Source organism: Haloarcula sp. H-GB4 (assembly GCF_030848575.1).
GTDB lineage: Archaea > Halobacteriota > Halobacteria > Halobacteriales > Haloarculaceae > Haloarcula.
In genome coordinates this window covers 318,116-340,368 of the sequence record NZ_JAVDDX010000003.1, presented here as the reverse complement: position 1 = coordinate 340,368, position 22,253 = coordinate 318,116, and the positions used below count along the sequence as shown (strand labels likewise).

The 22,253-nt window shown below is 60.3% G+C and carries 18 protein-coding genes and 1 pseudogene; 8 read left to right on the top strand and 11 right to left on the bottom strand.

What is annotated here, in order from left to right; genetic code table 11:
* Positions 1–124: 124 nt before the first annotated feature.
* From RBH20_RS17725 to rdfA, 3 genes and pseudogenes are all read right to left on the bottom strand, one after another.
* Entirely contained in the window at positions 125–559 is a 435-nt protein-coding gene (locus RBH20_RS17725; protein ID WP_306711240.1) for a PTS fructose transporter subunit IIB, read from the bottom strand.
* Positions 556–1,676: pseudogene (gene ptsP / locus RBH20_RS17720) on the bottom strand (phosphoenolpyruvate--protein phosphotransferase); the annotation flags it as partial. The gene RBH20_RS17725 and the pseudogene ptsP, both read right to left, overlap by 4 nt.
* The gene (gene rdfA, locus RBH20_RS17715; protein ID WP_373567977.1) at positions 1,597–1,806 is read right to left on the bottom strand and encodes a rod-determining factor RdfA; all 210 of its coding nucleotides are present in this window, start codon (positions 1,804–1,806) and stop codon (positions 1,597–1,599) included. The gene rdfA and the pseudogene ptsP, both read right to left, overlap by 80 nt.
* A gap of 357 nt (positions 1,807–2,163) precedes the next feature.
* Here rdfA and RBH20_RS17710 point away from each other — a divergent pair, with 357 nt between their 5' ends.
* From RBH20_RS17710 to folE, 3 genes are all read left to right on the top strand, one after another.
* On the top strand, positions 2,164–2,862 hold the full coding sequence (locus RBH20_RS17710; RefSeq protein WP_306711121.1) for a hypothetical protein: 699 nt from the start codon (positions 2,164–2,166) through the stop codon (positions 2,860–2,862).
* Positions 2,859–4,169, top strand: coding sequence for a hypothetical protein (locus RBH20_RS17705; protein ID WP_306711119.1), 1,311 nt, complete (start codon positions 2,859–2,861; stop codon positions 4,167–4,169). Before RBH20_RS17710 ends, RBH20_RS17705 begins: the two co-directional genes overlap by 4 nt.
* Positions 4,170–4,383: 214 nt before the next feature.
* Positions 4,384–5,001, top strand: a complete 618-nt coding sequence (folE, locus tag RBH20_RS17700) for a GTP cyclohydrolase I (protein ID WP_306711117.1) — start codon at positions 4,384–4,386, stop codon at positions 4,999–5,001.
* 401 nt (positions 5,002–5,402) lie between these two features.
* Here the strand turns inward: folE and RBH20_RS17695 are convergent, their stop codons facing one another.
* Complete coding sequence (locus RBH20_RS17695; protein ID WP_306711115.1) at positions 5,403–5,642, bottom strand: hypothetical protein; 240 nt, start codon at positions 5,640–5,642, stop codon at positions 5,403–5,405.
* A 152-nt stretch (positions 5,643–5,794) separates the two neighbouring features.
* Here RBH20_RS17695 and RBH20_RS17690 point away from each other — a divergent pair, with 152 nt between their 5' ends.
* A complete protein-coding gene (locus RBH20_RS17690; protein ID WP_306711113.1) occupies positions 5,795–6,388 on the top strand; it encodes a cyclodeaminase/cyclohydrolase family protein in 594 nt (197 codons plus the stop codon).
* Between the two features lie 85 nt (positions 6,389–6,473).
* On the opposite strand, the gene RBH20_RS17685 is transcribed toward RBH20_RS17690, so the two are convergent.
* Positions 6,474–8,219 (bottom strand): formate--tetrahydrofolate ligase, encoded by a 1,746-nt coding sequence (locus tag RBH20_RS17685; RefSeq protein ID WP_306711111.1) that lies wholly within the window; start codon positions 8,217–8,219, stop codon positions 6,474–6,476.
* A 325-nt stretch (positions 8,220–8,544) separates the two neighbouring features.
* Between RBH20_RS17685 and folP the strand changes: the two genes are divergently transcribed.
* On the top strand, positions 8,545–10,944 hold the full coding sequence (gene folP, locus RBH20_RS17680; protein ID WP_306711109.1) for a dihydropteroate synthase: 2,400 nt from the start codon (positions 8,545–8,547) through the stop codon (positions 10,942–10,944).
* A 25-nt stretch (positions 10,945–10,969) separates the two neighbouring features.
* A complete protein-coding gene (locus RBH20_RS17675; protein WP_306711107.1) occupies positions 10,970–11,203 on the top strand; it encodes a hypothetical protein in 234 nt (77 codons plus the stop codon).
* Between the two features lie 114 nt (positions 11,204–11,317).
* Here the strand turns inward: RBH20_RS17675 and RBH20_RS17670 are convergent, their stop codons facing one another.
* On the bottom strand, positions 11,318–11,641 hold the full coding sequence (locus RBH20_RS17670; RefSeq protein WP_306711105.1) for a hypothetical protein: 324 nt from the start codon (positions 11,639–11,641) through the stop codon (positions 11,318–11,320).
* 214 nt (positions 11,642–11,855) lie between these two features.
* Here RBH20_RS17670 and RBH20_RS17665 point away from each other — a divergent pair, with 214 nt between their 5' ends.
* Complete coding sequence (locus RBH20_RS17665) at positions 11,856–12,464, top strand: hypothetical protein (protein WP_306711103.1); 609 nt, start codon at positions 11,856–11,858, stop codon at positions 12,462–12,464.
* Between the two features lie 79 nt (positions 12,465–12,543).
* Here RBH20_RS17665 and RBH20_RS17660 read toward each other — a convergent pair whose 3' ends face one another.
* Positions 12,544–14,304 carry a BCCT family transporter gene (locus RBH20_RS17660; RefSeq protein ID WP_306711100.1) on the bottom strand — a complete coding sequence of 587 codons (1,761 nt, stop codon included), beginning with the start codon at positions 14,302–14,304 and terminating at the stop codon, positions 12,544–12,546.
* Positions 14,305–14,719: 415 nt separating this feature from the next.
* Here RBH20_RS17660 and RBH20_RS17655 point away from each other — a divergent pair, with 415 nt between their 5' ends.
* Positions 14,720–14,881: a hypothetical protein gene (locus RBH20_RS17655; RefSeq protein WP_154020974.1), complete on the top strand. Its 162-nt coding sequence runs from the start codon at positions 14,720–14,722 to the stop codon at positions 14,879–14,881.
* Positions 14,882–14,887: 6 nt separating this feature from the next.
* Here RBH20_RS17655 and RBH20_RS17650 read toward each other — a convergent pair whose 3' ends face one another.
* The 4 genes from RBH20_RS17650 to RBH20_RS17635 all read right to left on the bottom strand — a co-directional run bounded on the left by RBH20_RS17650 (position 14,888) and on the right by RBH20_RS17635 (position 22,080).
* Positions 14,888–15,331, bottom strand: coding sequence for a universal stress protein (locus RBH20_RS17650; protein ID WP_306711097.1), 444 nt, complete (start codon positions 15,329–15,331; stop codon positions 14,888–14,890).
* A gap of 91 nt (positions 15,332–15,422) precedes the next feature.
* Complete coding sequence (ilvA, locus tag RBH20_RS17645) at positions 15,423–16,685, bottom strand: threonine ammonia-lyase (RefSeq protein WP_306711095.1); 1,263 nt, start codon at positions 16,683–16,685, stop codon at positions 15,423–15,425.
* Between the two features lie 56 nt (positions 16,686–16,741).
* Positions 16,742–19,294: an FAD-dependent oxidoreductase gene (locus RBH20_RS17640; RefSeq protein WP_306711093.1), complete on the bottom strand. Its 2,553-nt coding sequence runs from the start codon at positions 19,292–19,294 to the stop codon at positions 16,742–16,744.
* A 215-nt stretch (positions 19,295–19,509) separates the two neighbouring features.
* Entirely contained in the window at positions 19,510–22,080 is a 2,571-nt protein-coding gene (locus tag RBH20_RS17635) for an FAD-dependent oxidoreductase (protein WP_306711091.1), read from the bottom strand.
* Between the last annotated feature and the right edge of the window lie 173 nt (positions 22,081–22,253).

Here is a 22,253-nt window from a genome sequence, read left to right as displayed (position 1 = left end):
GATTCGCAATCCCGCATTTGAGACTGGATTGTCCACTTTCTACTTAGCTCCGTAGCTGATGGAATTGCCCACTCCGAAGGGACCGGGCGAAAAATATCCTATGTCGGCATGATATAGCTCCGAATCAACTGAACAGACGCTTCAGTCGGGCCACGAAACTCTTTGAACGGTCACCGCCACGGCGGCGCTGCTGATCGGACTCAGTACTCGTGGACTCGGCATCCTCTCCTTTGCCCCCGGTTGCCGGCGCGTCGCCGTCAGCAGCCGCAATCGCATCAGCGACCATTCCTTCAGCGTCGTTAACGGCGTCTTTAACGGTTCCGTCGACTAGCGGGACACCACTGAATCGGTCCGGACTCACCGATGTATCTGCGGCGATGATGGCCGCATCGGCGGCTGCAACGTCCTCATCGGAGAGTTCGTTTTCCGCACCCATTGCTCCCTGAACTTCGACCTTGATATCGTGGCCCTGTTCTTCTGCTGTCTGTTCGAGGTTCTCGGCTGCCATCTGACTGTGTGCGATCCCAGTCGGGCAGGAGGTGACTGCGACGAGTTTCATGTGTCTAGTGTGGTATACTTCGCTGCGCGTTGCGGCAAGTCGGGCGCGGTCCCCGCGCTCGCTTGCGGAACTGTACTCTGTTTCGCTGACGGCCGTCTTGACCTCCGGAATCGTCACGGCGCTCATGCTGAGTTCGTCGAGGCCGAGACCAACAAGGAGCTCCGTCAACTCTGGATCACCGGCCATCTCTCCACACATTCCGACCCAGGCGTCTTCGGCGTGGGCCGCGGTGACTGTCTGCTCGATGGCGCGGAGGACGCCCAGATGAGTGGGATCGTGCAGGTCGCCGACGCGCTCGTTCTGGCGGTTGGCAGCCATGACGTACTGTGTGAGGTCGTTCGTCCGATCGAGAGGAAATCGACTCGTGCGGCGAGTTCCTCTGCGATGAGGGCGGCGCTCGGTGTTTCTATCATTACGCCGACTTCGGGATCAACGGCCTCGGCGTCGCGGCCATCAAGATCGGCCGCCGCTGCATCCAGTGCGTCGAGTGCAGCATCGAGTTCCTTGACGGTGGCCACAAGCGGGAACATGATGGCGAGGTCTCCAGCCCCGTCCGCAGCAGCGTGCAGGAGCGCACGGAACTGCGTGGCGAACAGGTCCGAATCCGGAGCGAGTGAGCGCCGGATTCCGCGCTCGCCGAGGAACGGGTTCTCTTCGTCTGGTAGGTCAAGATAGGGAATCCACTTGTCGCCACCGATATCCAGCGTCCGAACAACGACGCGCCCATCTGGGAATGTATCGAGCGCCTTGCGGACCGCCTCGTACTGCTCGTCTTCCGACGGTGGCGTCTCCTGATCGAGAAAGAGGAACTCGGTTCGGTAGAGGGCAACGCTGTCGGCTCCCGCTCTGCTCCGGGCTTCAGCTCCGCCGGTTGTCAAATATATGTTGCCATTTCGATGTGTCGACCGTCAGTGGTTTCGACAGACTCATCGACGACAGCGGCCCCCGAGTCGCTTGTTGCCCCTGCCCGCTCGGTGCCGTCAGGACTGATCAGTAGGGTTCCGTTGTCGCCGTCGATAATGACCTCTGTTCCGTCCTCAACGGTGTCGAGCGCGTCGCCGACACCGACGACGGCCGGCAGGGCCAGCGAGCAGGCGAAAGTCGCCGCGTGAGACGTCGGTTACACCCATACCCGTATCCCGAATTGCAGCCACAAGCAGGGCCTGGTTGAACCGATCAGCGAGGTCACGTAGACTCTGTCGCTGCCCATTCTCTCCGAGCCAAGCGCGTTTCAGTTCCGCGCCCATCGACGACAGTTCATACGTTTCGATCAACTGTGCGGCTTTCGACTGCGCTGACCCCATTATCGCCAGAACGCATCGGTCCGGTTTACCCGTTTTGTTGCGATATCAGGTAGTCTGTTCACCGGTCCGTGGCGATATCTGTTTATCAGAGCGCCCACCATTCAGATTCAGAAATCAGATTTTATATACTCGATATATGGAGTGATATCTGGCGGTATAGATGTGTAAAGATGGCATTTATGAATGTATCAGCGTCTACTGGCATCAGCGTCCGCATCTGATCCCAGCTATAGATGGTCTGATGTGATTTGAGCAACCACGAGAATTTTATACCTGACATTACAAGCGAGAAATTACACGATGGTCCCCTCCACCCGACGTACCCTCCTCCACAGCGTCTGCGGGCTGGCGACAGTGCTATCGGGCTGTAGCGGGGTTTTCGAGGGCAGCGACGAATCAACACGTACCGCTTCGAAAAACAACGGTTCGAGTGCCTCAGGAGCAGGATCAGTATCCGACCCGGATGCAGTTGTCACACGCGTAGACGCAGACCGTCAGCCAGTCTGGCTTGCTGATGGAGATGGTCGGCCGACCGAAAGCCCACACTCCCGTCGACTGGAATCCAAGATTATCGATACGGCATCCCAAGCAGATCAGGTCACTGTCGCCGAAGACGCGGACCGGCCGCTAATCAGGACCTTCCTCGATGAGACTGACTTCGACACGGAAACCGTCTACGTCCAGAATATGATGACCGAGGAGTGCTTTCGATTAACGCTCTGTCAGATCCGTTGGACGTCGGATAACATCTCGACCGACTACGGTCGGGTGAGCCGACCCTACGACGCCTCCTGTACAGCAGGCAACAAGGTGTACGCGGTCTGGTTCATCCGGATTCCTGACACAGTCAACGCCGACGACATCTCCAGTTATTCCTCCTCCATTGGAGGCAACAGTTGCGAAAGACAGCGAGCCGGTGCTGCGGGGGAAAGTGAGGGCGGGAGCGGGGCAGTACCGAGTAGTGACCGACGCACCCGGTCCGAAGGTGAGCAGGCATGACAGACGAGGCATCTGAGACGGACGGGAACTCCGCTGAGATGACCCGGCGGGGTGTGCTCGTCCTAACTGGGGCCAGCGCTATCGCTGGCTGTAGCAGTCTCGACAGTCTGGGTGGGGGAGAGGAGGCAACTATCGATGCCTACAACCTACCCGATATCCCGCGCGACGAGGATCGAGAATCCCCAGTACCCCCTTCGGTTCCGGTCGACATCGCAGCGAGCCATTTCGACGCCGCGCGGGAGCGGGTTCGCTCGCTTCTGGCGACGCTTCCCACGCCACTGGGTCCGGAGCAGATTCCGAACGGTCACATCCGCAAGCGACTGACTGACGCCGCCAGCGACGCCTCAGACGGTCTCGATGATGCACGGACAGCCCGAACTGGCTTGATCGCGCTCCGATCGTTGCGGCGGGCGCGTGAAAACGCCCGCTACGCCGCTGCGGGGTGGGGAGTCGTTGACCGCGGTCTCACCCCTGCTCCGCTCCGGGACGAATACGACCAGACCGTGTCTGGGGCTCACACAATCTGGCAGGAACACGAGTACGTCGGGTCGGATCCAGTGCGCGCGGCGCTGGTTCACGCCCGCATTGAAGCGGGACTGGCACGGGCCACTGACACAGATACCAGGCCAAGGGAGGAGTCGGAGCTGTTGTCTGTCGCCGAATGGGGCGAGACGGCCGAGTCGGCCCAAGCCTATCTTAGCGACGCTCGCCACGTCCGCGCAAAGTTCGCTGCCTCGCTCCCGGCCGATGCTGGGTCAGTCGGGAGAAAACTGACCGCCGCAGCAAAAGCACTGCTGTCGGACATTCGCGACACGCAGTCGAACTTGGCACCGGAGACGAACGCTGATGACCGAAATCCGGGGCAGATGGTTTTCGATGAGCTCCGGTGGGAAGTAGAGAGCGGTATTAGCCGTCTTGGGGATGCTGTCGGCCCCGCGAGTGCCGTTGTCGATGCGAACAGTCAGCTCGCCCGCCTCCAGGCACTCGACCGCGTTCAGACGCGGCGGGAGGCGGGCGAACTCGTTCGGCCATCGGATGGGGAAGCGGTTCGAGACATTAGGGAAACCGCGTACGAGGCGCTCACTGTGGCCCTGGAATCGAGTTCACAACCGGAACTGGTCCGGACGGTTCTCGTCGATGCTGGCCACAAGGTCATGGCCGCTGATCGCGAAGTAGCACATCACCAGGGAGAGATTTCTGCGTCCACCCTCGACAGAAGCGTTGTGGACTACTGGCACGCGACAGCACTCGCCCGTTCAGCGTCAGTAGCGGCTCAACAGACTGTTCAGGAACTGAGCTCTGACTGAAACAGCGTTACGAAAGCAACGTTGCGGCTGGCCCGTCGGTCAACAGGAACGCATTTACTGACATGTGGGGGACTCATTGAACATTCTTGTAATACAGGATATTCACAGTCGGTGATACGTTGTGGTGCGAAATCACAATGTTACCACTGTTATTCGAGTAGTGAACTGATGGGGAACAGAGACTTTGTACGTCGAGTCCCCCTGTTTGCTTGTAATGGATTCCCGGGAACAGGAACCTGCACAACAGCACGATACTGCAACCCAACCGACAGACGGCTTTGACGAAGAGAAGGCGCGACGTGGCGCTCGCCTTCTGCTTGAAGCCGCTGGCCGTGATCCCGATTCGGCAGCGCTCTCGGATACGTGGAGCCGGCGTGTCCCGGACATGTTCGAGACGCTGACGGCAGGGTCTCGGTCCGAGTCAGGACCGGTCATGCGGACCTTCAATGCGGAGACCGACGGACTCATCGTCAAAACCGGAATTCCGCTTCACAGCATGTGCGAACATCACTTGCTCCCCTTCCAGGGCGTTGCCCACGTGGCGTACAGACCCGGGGAAGAAATGGTGGGATTATCAAAGCTCATCCGGTACGTCCGGTGGCAGTCACGCCAGCTGACGACACAGGAGACGCTCACGCGAGATATCGCAGTCGGTCTAGCCGATGAACTCGACGCGCACGGCGTCGTCGTCGAGGTGACCGCAACGCACATGTGCGAAGTCATGCGGGGCATCGAGACGGAGACTGAGACGACGACCAGAGAACACGTCGGAACGATCAGCGAAGCGGACCGTACGCAGTTCAGGGAGTCGATTCGACGACACGACCAGTAGTCACTGATGGGTGATCCGCATTTCAGGAGGGTATTGATAAACAGGAATTCTACCTGCTACTGCGTCTCCGATCGCGTATGGTGCCTGTGTGACCAGTGCGTGGTGCAAAACTCAACGTATTTGTAATCATATAGGATGAGTGCATGCGGTCTAGCCACGGAACCCTGGCCTGTACTCGTCGATCGTTTTGGAAAGATGGCGATGGGCCACGTCCTCGGCGGAGGTGCAGCCTCGAAGACGAGGAAGCGACTGGCCGACCCGACTCATTCCTCGATAACGTAATTTCCGAAGTTATCGACGGTTTCCACCGGTGGCGCACCGAGGGCAAGCCACACGTGCGTCTCAGCAGTATGGTTACACAGGGTTCGAACCGTATCCGGATACACACGGACCACTCTGCGCTAGGGGACGTCGTAAACGTCGCATTCGATAGATATCTGGCCGCCGGTCGTCGCGACGAACACTTCTTCTTGGCCGTCGTGCGTATGCGGCGTCGTCACGGAGTCCGGTTCGACGACCTGATTCACCCGCATCACCTCACAGCCGAGCGGGTCCGTGAGCTTCCGGACCTCCGTCTCGCAGGTATTGAACTGTTCCGTTAGTAGCGTCGCTGGCTGGACGGTTTCGCACGAAGAGGCCATACTTCGTCTTGACACAGCCCAGTCATAGCCTTTGTGACGGGAGGGCCCACATGGCGTTCGAATACCTTCAGGGAAACCATTAGGCAAGTGGGCCGAGAGTGGTGCAGTATGGGCAGTCAATCACCAGAGACGACTGGCACTGTGGCCGACAAATGACCTTCGGGGACCAGCCAATCGGCGAGTTTCTCGACGAAGTCGCGTCGGGGCAGGTAACTCCGAGCGGTGGCGCGGTCGCGGCCATCGGCGGGGCGATGGGCGCGGCGCTCTGTGAGATGGTCTGCATCCACACCGTCAGTGCTGACGAGCCCAGTGCAGACTTCGGTGAATTAGCGGCTCTGGCGGATGCGCTGGCCGATAGCCGGGCACGGCTGCTTGCCCTTGCTGACGAGGACGCGGCAGCGGTCGACGCGGTCGGGGCCGCGTTCGAATCCGGGAACGACAACCGGATTCAGGCGGCCTCGAAACGCTCGACAGAGGTGCCACTAGAGACGGCCGAGGTCTGTCTCGACGTCGTCGAGCACGCCCGTACGGTGACTGCGAAGGGGACGCCGGTCGCCGTCCCGGACGCGACTGTCGGGGTGCTGCTCGCGGCAGCGGCGCTACGGGCGTCCGTCTCGACTGTCCGGGCCAATCTTGACATGATAGACGACGAATCATTCGTGGCAGCGATGAAACAGCGGGCAGACGAAGCAGAAGTGGCCGGCGAAGCGGCGCTCGACGAAGCGGTCACAAACGCGAAGCGGTGAGCGGCGTCCGCTCGTTGAACGTCGAGCAGTGTCCGTTGAAAGTCGAGGCAGCGAAACGCGAATGCTGGAACGCAGGACCGGTCCGTCAGAACAGGCCCGAAATGTTGCCGTCTTCGTCGATGTCCATGTCGGCCGCTGCTGGACGGGCCGGCAGGCCGGGCATCGTGAGCGCATCGGCTGTGAGCGCGACGAGGAAGCCCGCGCCGGCGGATGGGTACACTTCGCTGATTTCGAGTTCCCAGCCCTCCGGCGCACCCTTCTGACTCGCGTCGTCGCTCAGCGAATGGAACGTTTTGGACATAACGACCGGGTAATCGTCGAAGTCAAGCTCGTTCATCTGCTCGATGTCGTCGAGCGCGCCACCGGTGTATTTCACGTCGTCAGCGCCGTAAATCTCGGTCGCAACGGTGTGAATCTTCTTCTTGATGCTGTCCTCGTCGTCGTACAGCATCTGGAAGTCCTCCTCGTTGCTCTCCTCGGTTGCTTCGATGACGTTCTCCGCGAGGTCGACACCGCCCTCACTGCCATCGGAGAACACGTTCGACTCGGCCGCTCTGACGCTGAGTTCGTCGTGACAGTGGTCCAGTACAGCCTGAACCTCCTCGTCGGTGTCGTCCGGGAAGCGATTAACAGAGACGACGACCGGGACGCCGAACTTCTGGAGGTTCCGCGCGTGTTTATCGAGGTTCGAGAAGCCCGCTTCAACGGCTTCAACGCCAGCCTCGTCGATCTCGTCGTAGTCGACGGGCCACTGGTCCAGTCCGTGGTACTTGAGCGCGCGAACCGACGCCACGAGCACGACGGCGTTTGGCGTCATGTCCCCCTTGCGACAGACCACGTCCATGAACTTCTCGGCTCCCAGGTCGGAGCCGAAGCCGGCTTCGGTGACGAGGTAGTCACCCATTCCGAAGGCGGTCTTGTCGGCGACCAGCGAGTTCGTTCCATGGGCGATGTTCGCGAACGGCCCGCCGTGAACCAGCGCCGGCGTCCCTTCGATGGTCTGGACGACGTTCGGCTTAATCGCATCCCGGAGAAGCATGGTTGCTGGGCCGGTTGCCTCGATGTCATCGACAGTCACCGGGTCACCGTCCTCGTCGTAGGCGACAATGATGCGACTGACGCGCTCTTTCAGATCCCCGATATCGCTGGCCAGACAGAGGACCGCCATCAGCTCGGAAGCCGCCGTCAAGATGAAGCTATCCTCCCGCGGCGTCCCACCGGTTTTTCCGCCGAGACCGACGACCGTCTCCCGGAGCGCGCGGTCGTTCATATCGATCGCGCGCGGCCAGGAGACGTTGTTGATGTCGATGTCCAGGTCGTCGCCCTGCGAGATCTTCGCGTCGAGCATTGCAGCAATGAGGTTGTGCGCGGAGGTGAGCGCGTGGAGGTCGCCGGTGAAGTGGAGATTGATGTCCTCCATCGGAAGGACCTGCGACCGGCCGCCACCTGCTGCGCCGCCTTTGACGCCGAACACCGGGCCAAGCGAGGGTTCCCGGATGGCAATCATCGCCTCCTCGCCGACGTGGTTGAGCGTCTGGCCGAGGCCGACGGTCGTTACCGTCTTCCCTTCGCCTTTCGGTGTCGGCGTCATTCCGGTTACGAGTACGAGGTTCTGTTCCCTGTTCTCGGCCTGTTCGCGGAGGCGCTCGATGGCGTGTTGTTTGACTTTTGCGGTGTATTCGCCGAAGTATTGGAGGTCGTCAAGGCCGAGTCCCCACGGCTCGACCAGTTCCCATATCGGCTCCATATCGGTCGACTGGGCGATATCGTAATCCGTTGGAATCGGCTCCCGTGTCTCTTCGGTCGCGGATTGCTCATCCTGTGAAGACATCTCAGTTAGCTCTTCCCTGCACCGTCGTAATAATGTTAGTGAAACTGACACTACCGGGATAGGATGTGTTCGAGATGCCGTTGCAGACCCTAGAAGCCACATCATGTATCTCGGCTTACGAGATCTGTTCACAGATCTGACAGCAGGTCAGCCGACAGTGGCCGCAAAGGCAGAATTTGCGAGATTACTTGACCGCAGCTTCAGGTCCAGTATTTAGGTTTTACACCGATTGAAGCCCGAATTGGCTACGTTACTTGGGTACGTGATATCGAGGCAGATTCGCTCTGGCGATAAATTAATCAGGCCGCCGCCGCCCAATTGTGCTATGGAGTACCACGAGTCGGCGGACTACCTGCAGTCACTACAGCGTCGTCGGCCCAAGTTGGGGACCGATACGACGGCGCGGATGCTCTCGCATCTCGGTGACCCGGACGACAGTTTCGACAGCGTGCAGATCGCTGGGTCGAACGGAAAGGGAAGTACCGCCCGAATGACCGAGAGTGTGCTCAGAGCCGCCGGGCTCGATGTCGGCCTGTTCACCTCGCCAGGATTGAACGGTTTCCGGGAGCAAATCACGGTCAACGGCGGTCGGGTACCGAAAGAGCGAGTGACGGAGTTCGTCGAACAGATAGATCCCTGTATCGACCAACTGGCTGCCGAGGACGACAAGCCGACGCATTTCGAGGTACTCACGGCGCTGGCGTTCTATCACTTCGATGTCGAAGATGTCGACGTGGCAGTACTGGAAGTCGGTATTGGCGGCCGGTACGACGCAACAAGCGCAGTCGATCCCGTCGCAAGCGCTGTCACCAGTATCAGTTTAGAACACACTGACCTGCTCGGCGACACAGTCGAGGAGATCGCTCGCGACAAAGCGCAGGTCAGCCCCAGAGACGCCCCACTTGTGACGGGAACGACCGGCGCTGCTCTCGATTCGGTTCAGGGGATTACCGACACTGTCACGGTCGGTGATGAGGCGGCCGATGTCACGGCCGTCGAAAACGGCATGCGCTCGGCCGTCGAGAACCGTATCGCGCTCACGGGGCCGGACTGGGCCCTCGAATCGAACCTCAAGCTACTTGGACAGCATCAGGCGGAGAACGCTGGCGTCGCCGCGACACTGGCTCGACAACTCACCGACGTAGACACGGAAACTATTGCCGAGGGGCTGCGGGCTGCGACGCTGCCGGGCCGATTCGAGATCCGGTCGACCGACCCGATGGTGGTTCTCGATGGCTCTCACAACCCCGGTGCGATGGAGACGCTGACGACACTTATCCAGCGATACGAGTACGATAATCTCCACGTTGTCTTCGCCGCGATGCAGGACAAGGAGTACGAACAGATGATTGCGACGCTTCCGGCCGTCGAGACGGCCTTCGCGACGAAACCGGCGGTCGACCGAGCCGCAGGCACCGGATCGCTCGCTGCTGCGTTTGAGGGGCAGGCAGCACAGATACAGCAGATTGAGTCCGTCCCCGAAGCTACCGAACGAGCCATAGCCGCGGCCGGCGCGGACGACTTCGTGCTCGTGGCCGGCTCACTCTACGCAGTGGCCGAGGCTCGGGACCGCTGGAGTCGGCTCGTCGTTCCGAAAAAGACTCTCCAGCAGGCGTCCACCGAAGAGACTGCTGGAGTCGGAAAGAAGCCACAACTTCACCAGCAGATGCTCTCGGTCACGTTGCGGCGTGACCAAGCAGGAGTCGTCAAACAAGAGTTCGAGGACTGTGGCGGTACGTGTACCTGTTCGGCTGTCGGAATGCCGGAGAAACTCGTCGATACGACGCTTTCAGGGACGCCGCGACAATTTAAACAGCTCACTGACCGTCTGGCTTCGGCCGGGCTGGGGCTCAGTCGCCTCGCCATGCAACTCGAAGATAGGCTGTCTGGGCGGTCGTTCCCGCCGCCGTTCGATAGTGAGGAGGCGGCCGTGATGGGTATTCTCAATGTTACGCCGGATAGTTTCCACGACGGCGGCGAGTACAACCATCGCGACCTTGCTATCAGTCACGCAGAACAGATGATCGAATCCGGGGCGGATATCATCGATGTCGGCGGCGAGAGCACGCGTCCTGGGGCAGAGCCGGTGTCCATTGAAACGGAAATTGATCGCGTAGTACCGGTCATAGAGGCCGTTTCGTCGCTTGACACGACTGTCTCCGTAGATACCCGAAAGGCCGCCGTCGCTGACGCGGCGCTGGGTGCTGGCGCCGACATCGTCAACGACGTGTCGGGGCTGTCGGACCCCGAAATGCGGTTTGTGGTTGCTGATCACGACGCGTCCGTTATCCTGATGCACAGCCTGTCTGCGCCGGTGGACCCAGGTCGGACTGTGACCTACGACGATGTCGTCGATGACGTGCTTCGAGACCTCACGGAGCAGATACTGCTCGCCGAGCAAGCCGGCATCGACCGCGAGCAAATTATCGTCGACCCCGGCTGTGGGTTTGGGAAGAACGCCGCCGAATCGTTCGAACTCGTCGACCGACTCCACGAGTTCCATGCGCTCGGTTGTCCGGTGCTGGTCGGGCACTCCCGGAAGTCGATGTTTGCTGGCATGAGCGACACAGGAGCGGACAGGCTGCCGCCGACCCTAGCAACGACAGCGCTTGCTGCTGAACGCGGGGCTGACGCCATCAGGGTCCACGACGTCTCCGAGAACAACGCCGTACTCAAGACGGTATCAGCGACAGCGTCGCGACCGTCTGAGCCGCAGAAACAATGATACCCGTCCAACACCAACAGTATGTATGGTACAGTTTCCGGTTCAGCTCGGCTCTGGTCTGCTCGAATCCGTCGGGCAGGTGGCTGCAGTCGCTGGGACCGTCGTTCTCCTACTGATACTCGTCGGCCTAGGTGCCTTCGCGTACAAGAGCGTCGTCGGAGACGGAATCCGGTGGCCCGACGAGCGAGAGGAGATGGACCGTGACGAAGACGGCGACGTCGTACAGGGAAGCCGTGAGGACGACTGGAAGTACTACTGAAGTTAAATCCAACGCGTGTGGTATAAGGAGAGCATCCCACGCTTGACCCTGTGGCCGTTTCGAAGCCACACATAGGCAGCCACATGACGGTACTCCGGTTCGTGTGCCTCTTGTCTAATCGGTACTGTGGTCGTAGGAGTGTTCGAACTCCCAGTGGTACCGACAGTCCGTACAGGTCGCCCACTCGGGAATGTCGAACCGCTCGGGATGTCGTTGACCGTGTTCCATCCGGCTTCGACAGACTGGACACGTGAGATATAGGAGTTGCAGGTCAGCAAATTCGTCGTGGCCGTACTCACCGACACACCGCGGGCAGTCGATGCTGTCACGCGCGTTGTGCTGGAAGATTTTCGACTCGCATCGCGGACACTCGACCGTCGCTGGCGGCCGTCTTGCCCACCCAATGTCACCGTCGTAGGTCGTCGTTGCCGTGTCCATGCTCGACAGCCTGAACTTGTTCGGCCCATCACTCCGCTGGAGTGGCGCCGCAACCCGCTTCCCAACCCAAACAAGCTTCGAGAGCAGAACTGCGGGCCATCTAGACACTGTGACATGGTATGTATTCTGACGGCTTAAATTTCCGGGCAGTGCCGACACTGACCCGGTGCTGTGCGGTCGATAGGTTTTCACGGTGACCCACGGTATGTGAAGTATGAGTTTTGACGTGGCTGCCAGTGTCGCGCCGGCCGTCCCGGAACTGGCCGCAACCAGTTGGAACCCCGTTGTGGGGCAGTTGGCCCCCGGCGTTAGGTCCGAACTGTCCAGACCGATCCGCGGGCTCGCCTCGTTCGTTCTTGTACTGGTGGCTGGCGCAGTAGTACTCCGACTGCGGCAGGGCTACGTTGACGAGTCGATCAACGCGATACTGGCTAGCCCGATGACAGCCGTCCTCTACGGCATCGCTGGATACGTGATCGTCGGTATTGTCGGCCTCTACGGGGCAACGACGCTGGCCCGACTCAGTGTCGCTGGCGGGGTGTTCGTCCGCATCGCGATTCTCGTCAGTAGCGCGTTCGTTCTGGTACTCACAAGTTTCGGGTTTCTCGTCGTCGGCACGCTTTTCACCGATATTCTGTCCGACCGACAACCAGCGTTGGGCCTGCTCATCGGCGCATCGCTCAGTGCTGTGCTGTGGGTCCTGTTGTCTCCGGCTGGCAGTATCGTCTCTAGCATTGCCATCGCCGCGCTCGGAATCGGCGGCGCTGCCCGACTCTGGATACACTCTGAACGGACGGTCGAGACAGAACTGGGTGGTCAGTAGCGTGACCGGTTGTGACCGCTGTTAGCGAGAGCGAACAGACTCGCGCGGTCGCGTACGAAAACGGCAAAACAAGAGCCCGTCAGTCAGTGCCTGTAGCAGTGTCGTCTCCTGGGTCGGAGATATCCGTTACCATCTCGTCACCAGAGGTCACGACGTCCACGTCATCCCGTTCAGAGAGATCCTGAATTGTCTCTGCAAACTCCTCGGACTCGAGTATCTGGTACTCGTTATCGAGCCCCAGATACACCGTATAACACATCAGACACAGGATGGCTGCGAACGGGAGTCCCGTGGTGATTGCGGCCGTCTGGAGCGCAGTCAGTCCGCCGCCGATGAGCAGGATCGACGCGACAAGCCCTTCAGTGAGTGCCCAGAAGATTCGCTGCGTTCGCGGAACGTCGTGTTTCCCGCCCGAAGTCAGGTGGTCGATGACCAGTGACCCCGAGTCCGACGACGTGACGAAGAACGTGATGACCAGCAACGTTGCCAACAGGCCGCTAATCACGCCAAGCGGGAACTGCTCCAGCAGGGCAAACATCGCGACGGTCTGGCCGACTTCGTTATACGTCGCCAGCGCCTGTCCGTTCCCCATCAGTGAATTGAACATCGCGCTGCCGCCGAACACCGACAGCCAGAGCGTCGAGAACAGCGACGGAAGGAACAGGACGCCCAGGACAAACTCCCGGACGGACCGCCCCTTCGAAATGCGTGCGATGAACATCCCGACGAACGGCGACCACGCGATCCACCAGCCCCAGTAGAACACGGTCCATGCAGTGACGGTCCCGTTTGAGGCCTCGTTGAGTGTGCCGGTGAAGAACCCGAGCGCGAGGATGTTCCCGAAGTACGCGCCGAGTCCTTCTACCCAAGAACTGAAGATGTACACCGTTGGGCCCACGATAGCGAGGAACCCAAGCAGTGCGAACATCAGGTAGAGGTTGAGCGTGCTCAGCCGCTTGACACCGCCGTCAAGCCCCGCCGCAACCGAGAGCGTCGCGATAAGCGTGATACCAGCGATGAGCACGACTTGCGGCAAGGTCCCTGTCGGGATACTCACCGCACCGAGCATGTCTCCGCCCACGTATGAGAGGCCCGTGTTGACCTGTGCAACACCGAGTCCCAGCGAGGTTGACAGCCCGAACAGCGTAGCGAACACTGTCACGAGATCGATAATGTGGCCCGGCCAGCCGTAAATCCGCTCACCGAGCAGGGGCCAGAATATCGACCGGAATGTGAGTGGGAGCCCGCGGTTGAATGAAAAGAACGCGAGGCCGAGTCCCACGAGGCCGTACACCGCCCACGGATGAAAGCCCCAGTGGAAGAATGTCTGTGCCATCGCGGCGGACGCTGCCGCACCGGTTCCGGCTTCCGCTCCGAAGAAACTCGGCGGGTTCTGGAAGTAGTACAGCGGTTCCGAGACGCTGAAGAACATGAGTCCGATCCCCATGCCGGCGCTGAACAGCATCGCCATCCAGGAGAAATCGCTGAACTCCTTTTCTGCCTCCACGCCACCGATTTTGATATTGCCGTACTTGCTGAACGCGAAGTACAGCAATGTAATAATGAACACGTTCACCGCCAGCAGGTAGAACCAGCCGAAGGTGTCTCCGATAGTGTTGAACAGCCACGTGTACGCGGAGGCTGCTGTGTCACCCAGCAGTACCGTGACTGCGACAAATAACGCAATGATCGCCAGCGCCACCGGGAATACCACCGGGTGGATGTCAAATCCAGCCGCCTGAATGTTTGTGTCACCGGGCTCGCGGTCGGACTCCGGGTGGAACAGTTCTACCTGAAGCCCGTCCGACATCTCGCCGGTTTGGTCGTCACTGTCTGACATACGTTACCCCTCTCGAACGCGGTACTGATCTGTGGTGTCTCATTGTCGTAGTTACGGTCCTGCTCTGTCATGATCCGTTGCCACCGTCATGCCAGCGACATCCCGGCGTAGGGCGTCTGCAGCATTCGCATCCTGTTTGTCTCACTGTACTCGCCTGTGCGGGCACAGCGTGCCCGTAGGGTTATTGTCGATGTGCTTTATGTGCTACACAGTCTCATACATATGCACTAATGCAACTCTAATAAAACTTCACCTTAGACAGCAATATATTACGGATTGAAGCGCTGTACTGCGGTGGTTTGACAGATACGTATTCAATCTAGCACATTGAGGTTTACTGGCCGTCGATGAGTCGTTCGATTGTCTCGCGGCATGGTGGGCGCGTATTTATTTCGGAATCCCACCTACGACCAGTATGGGACGACTTCTGGCAACGGGGGCAGCCGCGGTGGCAGCACTGCTGATGGGCGTCGGTCTCATCGGGATGACAGCTGGCGACTTTCGGCTTGCAGGGTTCAGTTTCCTCAGCGCAAGTCTTGTGATCTACATACGCGAGACGCGATTGATAGACGCGTAGTATGGGTCAAATATCGTTGACGCTCATCCGCTGACTGATGACTGGAATGCTTGACGTTCGGACCACCTTGTCGGTCGTGCCACCGAGCAGGTTCCCGAGTTTGCCGCGGAACGCCGAGCCAAGAACAATCGCGTCCATACCTTCGCCTTCGGCGAACTCGACGATCTCCTCGCTGGGCGCGCCCGTTTTGAAGTGCGTTTCGTAGTCGACACCGTGTTCTTCAGCGATAGTCCTGAGATTCGCCAGTACCTCCTCCCCGTAGTTCCGATACTCCTCGCGCATCTCTTCCTCGTCATCTCTGAGCGCAAGCGCACGGGGTGTGCCCGGCAGATCGATGACGTACAATGCATGGACTGTCGCACCGAGTGCAGCGGCGAGTTCGATGCCGTGCTCTGCCCCCTTCCGGGCCTCGTCGCTGCCGTCATACGGGACGAGTATGTGGTCGTACATGGTACCTGACTCATGTGTACTTCCCCCACACACCTGTTATAGGTTTCCCCGCTTGCGGAGTCGGTCCATCTGTCTGAACGCTGATTCCCGCTTACAATGCGCTGCTTTTCGCTTCCCGTGCAACGTTATCGACGGGATAGCCCGCGTCGCGTATCGCTGTGATGATGGTCTGTGCGTGCTCGGCACCGCTGGTCTCGACGTTGAATACGAGATACGCCTCCCCGATTTCGAGATTCTCGACAGACCGTTCGTGCCGAACGTCGTGGATATTGGCCCCTTGCCGGGCGATAACGCCCGATATTTCCTCCATCACGCCTGGCTGGTCGTCGATACGAACCCGGAGCTGGAGGAGTTGCTGGCGCTCGGTGAGCGCATGGATGAGAACCTCTCGCATTTGTGTCATGTCGAGGTTCCCGCCACAGAGCAGTGGCATCACAGTTTCGCCCGATACGTCAAGGCCATCACTCAGTACGGCGGCCACGGAGGCGGCCCCAGCACCTTCCACAACCTGCTTTGCCCGTTCCATCAACAGGAGAATTGCCTGTGCGATGTCGGTGTCCGAAACCGTCACAACCTCGTCAACGTTCGCCTCGATGATGTCAAGTGTCGTCTCCGAGATACCGCCGGTGGCGATACCGTCGGCAATGGTGTCAACTTCATCAAGCACGACCGGAATCCCCTTGTCGAGGCTTTCGTGCACCGTCTCCGCGCCGGTCGCCTGAACGCCGACGACGCGCGTCTCGGGCGAGAGGTGCTTGATTGCGGTCGAGACACCGCTGATAAGTCCACCGCCGCCGATGGGGACGATGACCGTGTCGACATCGGGGCAGTCGTGGTACATTTCCGTACCGAGGGTCCCCTGTCCGGCAATGATATCTAGATCGTCGTAGGCGTGAACGAACTCAGCGTCGGTTTCCTCGACGACAGCTTTGGCGTGGGACATCGTCTCCTGAAAGTCGTTGCCGACCAGTTCGACGCTTCCGCCGTAGGACCTTGTGGCGTCGATCTTGGCCTGTGGTGCGTTTTCCGGCATGAAAATCGTCGACTCTGCCCCGCATTTCGTCGCGGCAAGGGCGACGCCCTGTGCGTGATTCCCGGCGCTGGCGGCGACAAAGGATTCCACACCATCGGCGACATCCTGCGAGATTTTGTTATACGCACCTCTGGTTTTGAACGACCCTGTCCATTGGAGGTGCTCCATCTTCAGGTACACCTCGGCGTCAACGAACCCACCAAGGGACGAGCTGCGTTCGACTGGCGTTTTCTTTACAACTGTGTCGTCGTCCAGACGTTCGCGGGCTCGTTCGATATCTGCGTATGTGATGGACAGCGTGTCCGATTCAGTTTGTGTCATATGTTGATATCGTCTCGGGCCTGCTATCAAAGTTGTTGGGGCATTGCGCTGTCCTGTTATTTGATGATTCGCTCCCGGGTCGGGTCGAACAGCGGCTCGTCGCGTACGGTCGCGTCGTATGTCTCGCCCTCGCACTGGATCTGAACCGACGTGCCGGCTTCAGCGTGTTCGGTTGGAACATACGTGTACGCGATTGACTCGCCGAGACTGTAGCCGTAGTTCCCGGCCTGCACGTAGCCAATCGCGTCGCCGTCTTTGAGCACTGGTCGCCCACTTAGCATGATGTCTGTCGAGTCGTCGAGCGTGAGCGGCGTGATTTTGCTGTCGATACCTTCCTCGCGTGCGGTTTCTAGGGCCGCCTTGCCGATGAACTCGGTATCCATATCCACGGCAAAGGGAAGGCCGGCCTCGAAAGGGTTCGAGTCCGTATCGATGTCCGTCCCCCAGAGTCGGTAGCCCTTCTCGAGTCGCATGGAACTGAGCGCGCCGCCGCCCATCGGCCGAACCCCGAGATCCTCTCCAGCGTCCTGCAGCGTCTCCCAAAGTCGCTGGCCGTACTCCGTCGGAGCCCACAGCTCCCACCCGAGCTCGCCGACGTACGAGACCCGCAGCGCGATGACCGGCACGTCGCCAACGTACATCTGCTTGGCGCTGAAGTACGGGAAGCCCTCGTTTGTCACGTCCGCGTCTGTACATCGCTGGAGGAGGAGCCGCGCGTTCGGTCCCCAGAGGCCGATTGTGGATTTTGCACCTTCTTCAACGTGGACCGACACCGTCGCAGGCGCTTCGTCTTCGAGGTGGCCGCCGTGGATACCGGGAGAGTTCCCGCCACCGGTCGTCACCATGAATTCCTCGTCGTCGAGTTTGACGACAGTGATATCGGCGAGGATGCCGCCACCCTCGTTCAGCAGCAGCGAGTACCGTACCTGGCCGACATCGAGGTCCATGTCGTTGCTACAGACCCGCTGGAGGAACGACTGGCTCCCCTCACCTTCGACCATAATCGAACTGAACGTCGTCATGTCGAACATCGACACATTCTCGCGGGTGTGGAGATGCTCCGCGGCCTCGATCTTCGAGCGATTGACGCCCTGCCAGCCGTCCTGGTCAGGAATCCGGTCGTCGTACTTCTCAACGAGGTCGGCGTTTGACTCGTACCACTGTGGTGTCTCCCAGCCGCCGCTCTGGTAGAACTCCGCACCGAGTTCCTTCTGCTGGTGGTAGAATGGACTCGTCCGGAGCGTGCGGTGGTCATTAGGCTGCCACCGCGGCTCGACAATGCTGTACACCTGCTCGTAGCGCTTGGCCCCGCGGTCGACAAAGTAGTCCTTCTCGCCCGCGTGGGGTTCGAACCGTCGGACGTGGATGCCGCCGGTGTCGACCGGGCCGGACGGCAACCGGGGAACGCCGTTCTCCATCCACTCGGCAAGGATGCGGCCGTAGCCGCCGGAGTGGGTCCACCAGATGGCCAGCCCCGTCCAGAGGCCGTCGACCTGCGCCGTCTCGCCGACGGCCGGCATCCCGTCGGGCGTGAAGACGAAGATACCGTTCTCGGTGGCCTCGTATTCCACGTCCTGTGTCGCCGGTAGCAGTTCGTCGAAGGCCTGTTTCGCGGACTTGTCCCGGCCGCGGTGGGTCGGCGTATCCCAGTGTTCTTTCGTGAACCCTCTAACTGACGCCTGATGTTCCTCGGTGTTCTTCCCCATCGCTTCGGGATCGACCGAGAGCGTCTCGTGATTGTACGACCCCATTCCGAAGGCATCGCCGTGGGTTCGGAAGTACAGCGAGTGGTCCTGGTCGCGGCCGACGGGCTGGTGTGGCCCTTCGCTCATGTACTCCGCGATAGAGCGATCCCCCGGAACGTCTAGCCCCGTCGTGTTGTCGCCGACGGAGGATTCGGTGTCGGCGAGTTCGTCCATCGGTTCCGTGACGACGTACTGGTGCTCGACCGGGGCAATTGGGAGGTCGAGTCCGGCCAGTTGGCCGGTCTGGTAGCCCCAGTTGTTCGTCGCAATAACCGCTCGCTCGCAGTCGATTCCGCCCTGGTCCGTCTCGACGGCGTTGATCTCGCCCCCCGAAACATCCAGATCCGTGACCTCCGTGTTTCCGTAGAAAGACGCCGAGGAGTGCTCCATGTACCACTGGAGCGCGCCGATACCGTCAACGCGCCCGTCGGTCGGCGAGTAGTAGCCACCGAGGATTTCGTCTTCGTCGACCATCGGAAGGTGCTCGGTGACCTCCTCAGGCGAGAGCAACTGTGGTTCCGGCAGTCCGTAGGAAGTCGCCCACTCGACACGCCGACGGAGGAAGTCCATGCGCTCCTCGCTGCGGGCCACTTCGATGCCACCCACCTCGTCGTAGACGCCGGCGTCCGAAAGGAGCCGACTGGTGTAGTAGGCTGTCTTTGTTTGTATCTTCGACGGCGAGGTCTGGAACATTATCCCAGGGGCGTGGACCGATGAGCCGCCAGTGACCGGGAGCGGTCCCTGGTCGATGACGGCAACGTCCTCCGCGCCGAGTTCCGTCAGGTGATACGCGACGCTACACCCGACGGCCCCGGCACCGATAACGACAGTATCCGCCCGAGATGGGGGAGTCTCTGTGCTCATGTATCTCGTTTGGGACTGTTTCTGTCACAATCTTAAATACACCGGTGAGGAGAACCGCTCTGGAAAGAAAATGTCATATAGAGGCGCCAAAAGTACGAACTTCGTCCAGTACCGAAACGTCTGCTATTCGTCGGGCAGGGAGAGTAAACGGCGATGCGGAACTGAACCACAGCGTGTTACAATTACGATAGAACCAGCGACCGGTCAGACCGTTCTCAGACGAGCGGTTCCTCGCGGACAGTGGCGTCGTATCGGTCCCCCTCGTAGAGGATTTCGACACTCGTCCCCGGTTCGGCGTATTCGGGCGGCAGGTACGTGTAGGCGACGCAAGCGCCGACGGTGTAGCCGTACTCGGCGCTATGGAGGTAACCAATGGTGTCGTCGCCGTCGAGGACCGGCTTGTTATCCAACACGACGGCGTCCTCGTCGTCGAGTGTCAGGCAGGCGACTTTGTGGTTGATGTTGTCGCCGTCGGCGGCCGCCGCGACCGCCTCCTTGCCGATGAAGTCGGTTTCGAGGTCGACGGCCCAGCCGAGGCCGGCCTCGTAGGGATTATGCTCCGTGTGGAGGTCCTTCCCCCAGAGTCGGAACCCCTTCTCGATTCGAAGGGAATTGAGTGCGCCGTTGCCGTACGGGCGGATACCGTACTCCTCGCCGGCCTCCATGATGTGCTCCCAGAGGCGCTCGCCGTACTCCGAGGGCGTGTAGAACTCCCAGCCGAGTTCACCCGCATAGGAGACGCGGAGCGCAGTCACGGGGATGTTCTTGACGAAGAACTGCTGGCTCGTGAAGAACGGGAAGGCGTCGTCGGAGAGGTCGATGTCGGTGACCTTCGAGAGAACCTTCCGGGCGTTCGGGCCAGTACAGACCATCGCGGCGAGGCTGGAGGTCACGTCGTTGACGACCACGTCGTCAGGGGACTGTTCGCGCACCCACGCGACGTGGTTATTCCCGACTTCGCGACCCGTCGTCAGCAGGAGATAGCGGTCCTCGCCGGTTCGCGTGACCGTGATGTCCGCCCGGACGCCACCGCCTTCGTTGCACATCAGCGTGTACTTCACGTCGCCCACGTCGATGTCCATGTCGTTCGTACAGAGGTACTGGACGAACTCGCCGGCGTCGCTCCCGATGACCTCCATCTTGTTGAACGAGGTCATGTCGTGGAGGCCGACGTTGTTGCGGACGTTCAGCGCCTCGGCACCCTCGATCGGCGACCAGTACTTCGCCTCCCAGCCCTCGCGGTCCGGAATCCGGTCGCCGTACTCCGCCAGCAGGTCGGCGTTGGAGTCAAACCAGTGTGGTTCCTCCCAGCCGGCCTCGGCCCACAATTCGGCGTCATACTTCTTGTGGGTGTGATACATCGGGGTTCGGCGGATGTCCCGCTGTTTGTCGGTCCAGACCCACTTGGGGTGCATGATGTTGTAGACGATGCGGTACTCCTCACCACCGATATCCCGAGCGAAGTCCCAGCTGCCCTCGTGCTCGTCGAAGCGGTTCACGTCACAATGGGCGAGGTCAATCGGACCGTCAGGGAGCCGTGGAACGCCGTGTTCCATCCACTCGGCAAGTGCTTTGCCGGCACCGCCGGCGTGCGTGACCCAGATGGCCGCCGCCGTCCAGAGGCCGTCGTATTCTTGAACGGGACCCATCACGGGGAGACCGTTCGGCGACTCTGCGAACATCCCGTTGTACTTGTGTTCGAGCTCCTTGCCGGCCGTCGCAGGGAGCAGTTCATCGCTGGCCTGACGCGGCGCCTTGTCCGGCCGATCCGGATGGGTCGCGTTGTCCATGTGGTAGTCCGTGAACTCGTGGACGGACCCTTGTTCGCCGTCTGGATCGTTCCCGCCGAGGTCCTGCGGGTCAGGCACGATAGGGTCGTGGTTGTACGAGCCGATACCGTAGGAATCCCCGTGATTCCGATAGTACATCGCGTTGTCCTGGTCACGGAGAATCGGGCGGTCCGGCCCAACGAGAAGTCGCTTCGCCTTCTCTCCGGAGACGTTCTCGTAGTTCTCGAACAGCGGGTGGTCGGTAATGTCGACCGCGCTGTCGGCCAGTTCATCGAGGGACTCCGTCATCGTGTACTGGTGCTCGACCGGCGTTACGGGCAGGTGCACGTCGAGTTTCTCGCCGAGCTGGCGGGCCCAGATGTTCGTCGCTACCACCACCTCGTTGCACTCGATACTGCCGTTCTCCGTGACGACAGCCTGTACCGAGCCGTCCTCTGTCTCGACGTTCTCGGTGCGCGTGTGTGGGACGAACTTCGCACCCCTATCCATCGCTTCCCTGGCCAGCGCATCGCAGGCGACGACACCCGAGACCTGCCCGTCTGTCGGGGAGTAGTAGCCGCCCTTGATCTGGTCGGCGTCGACCAGCGGGAGGTGCTCGGTGACTTCTTCGGGCGAGAGTAACTGCGGGTCCTCGATGCCCCAGGCGTTCGCATACTCGACGCGGCGCTGGAGGAAATCCATGCGCTCCTCGCTGCGTGCGACTTCGATGCCACCTGTTTCGTTGTAGGCCTGATGTCCGTCCGCGCCTTCGAGGTCCGAGTACAGCCGTCGGCTGTAGTCCGCAAACTGGCTGAGGACCTTCGGTTCCGCGGTCTGAAACATGATTCCGGGGGCGTGCGTCGACGATCCACCCGTGGTCGGCATCGGCCCCTGATCGACCACGACCACGTCCTCGCGGCCGAGCTCTGTCAGCTGATAGGCGATGTTACAGCCGACGATTCCAGCACCGACGATGACGGTATCGGTCTGGGTCGGCAGGCTATCGGTAGGCTCCATAACTCTGCGTAGAACGTGCTATGGCGTGGCAATATAGTTACCGCCTGACCCACCGCTTTTGCAAACTGACATTGTTTTATCACGTAGTGTTTCAGAATAACAGGAGTACCATTGTTAATAAATTTGGTCCCCCTATGGTGGTTGCCACTTATGTTCAAAAGCTTCTAATTGCT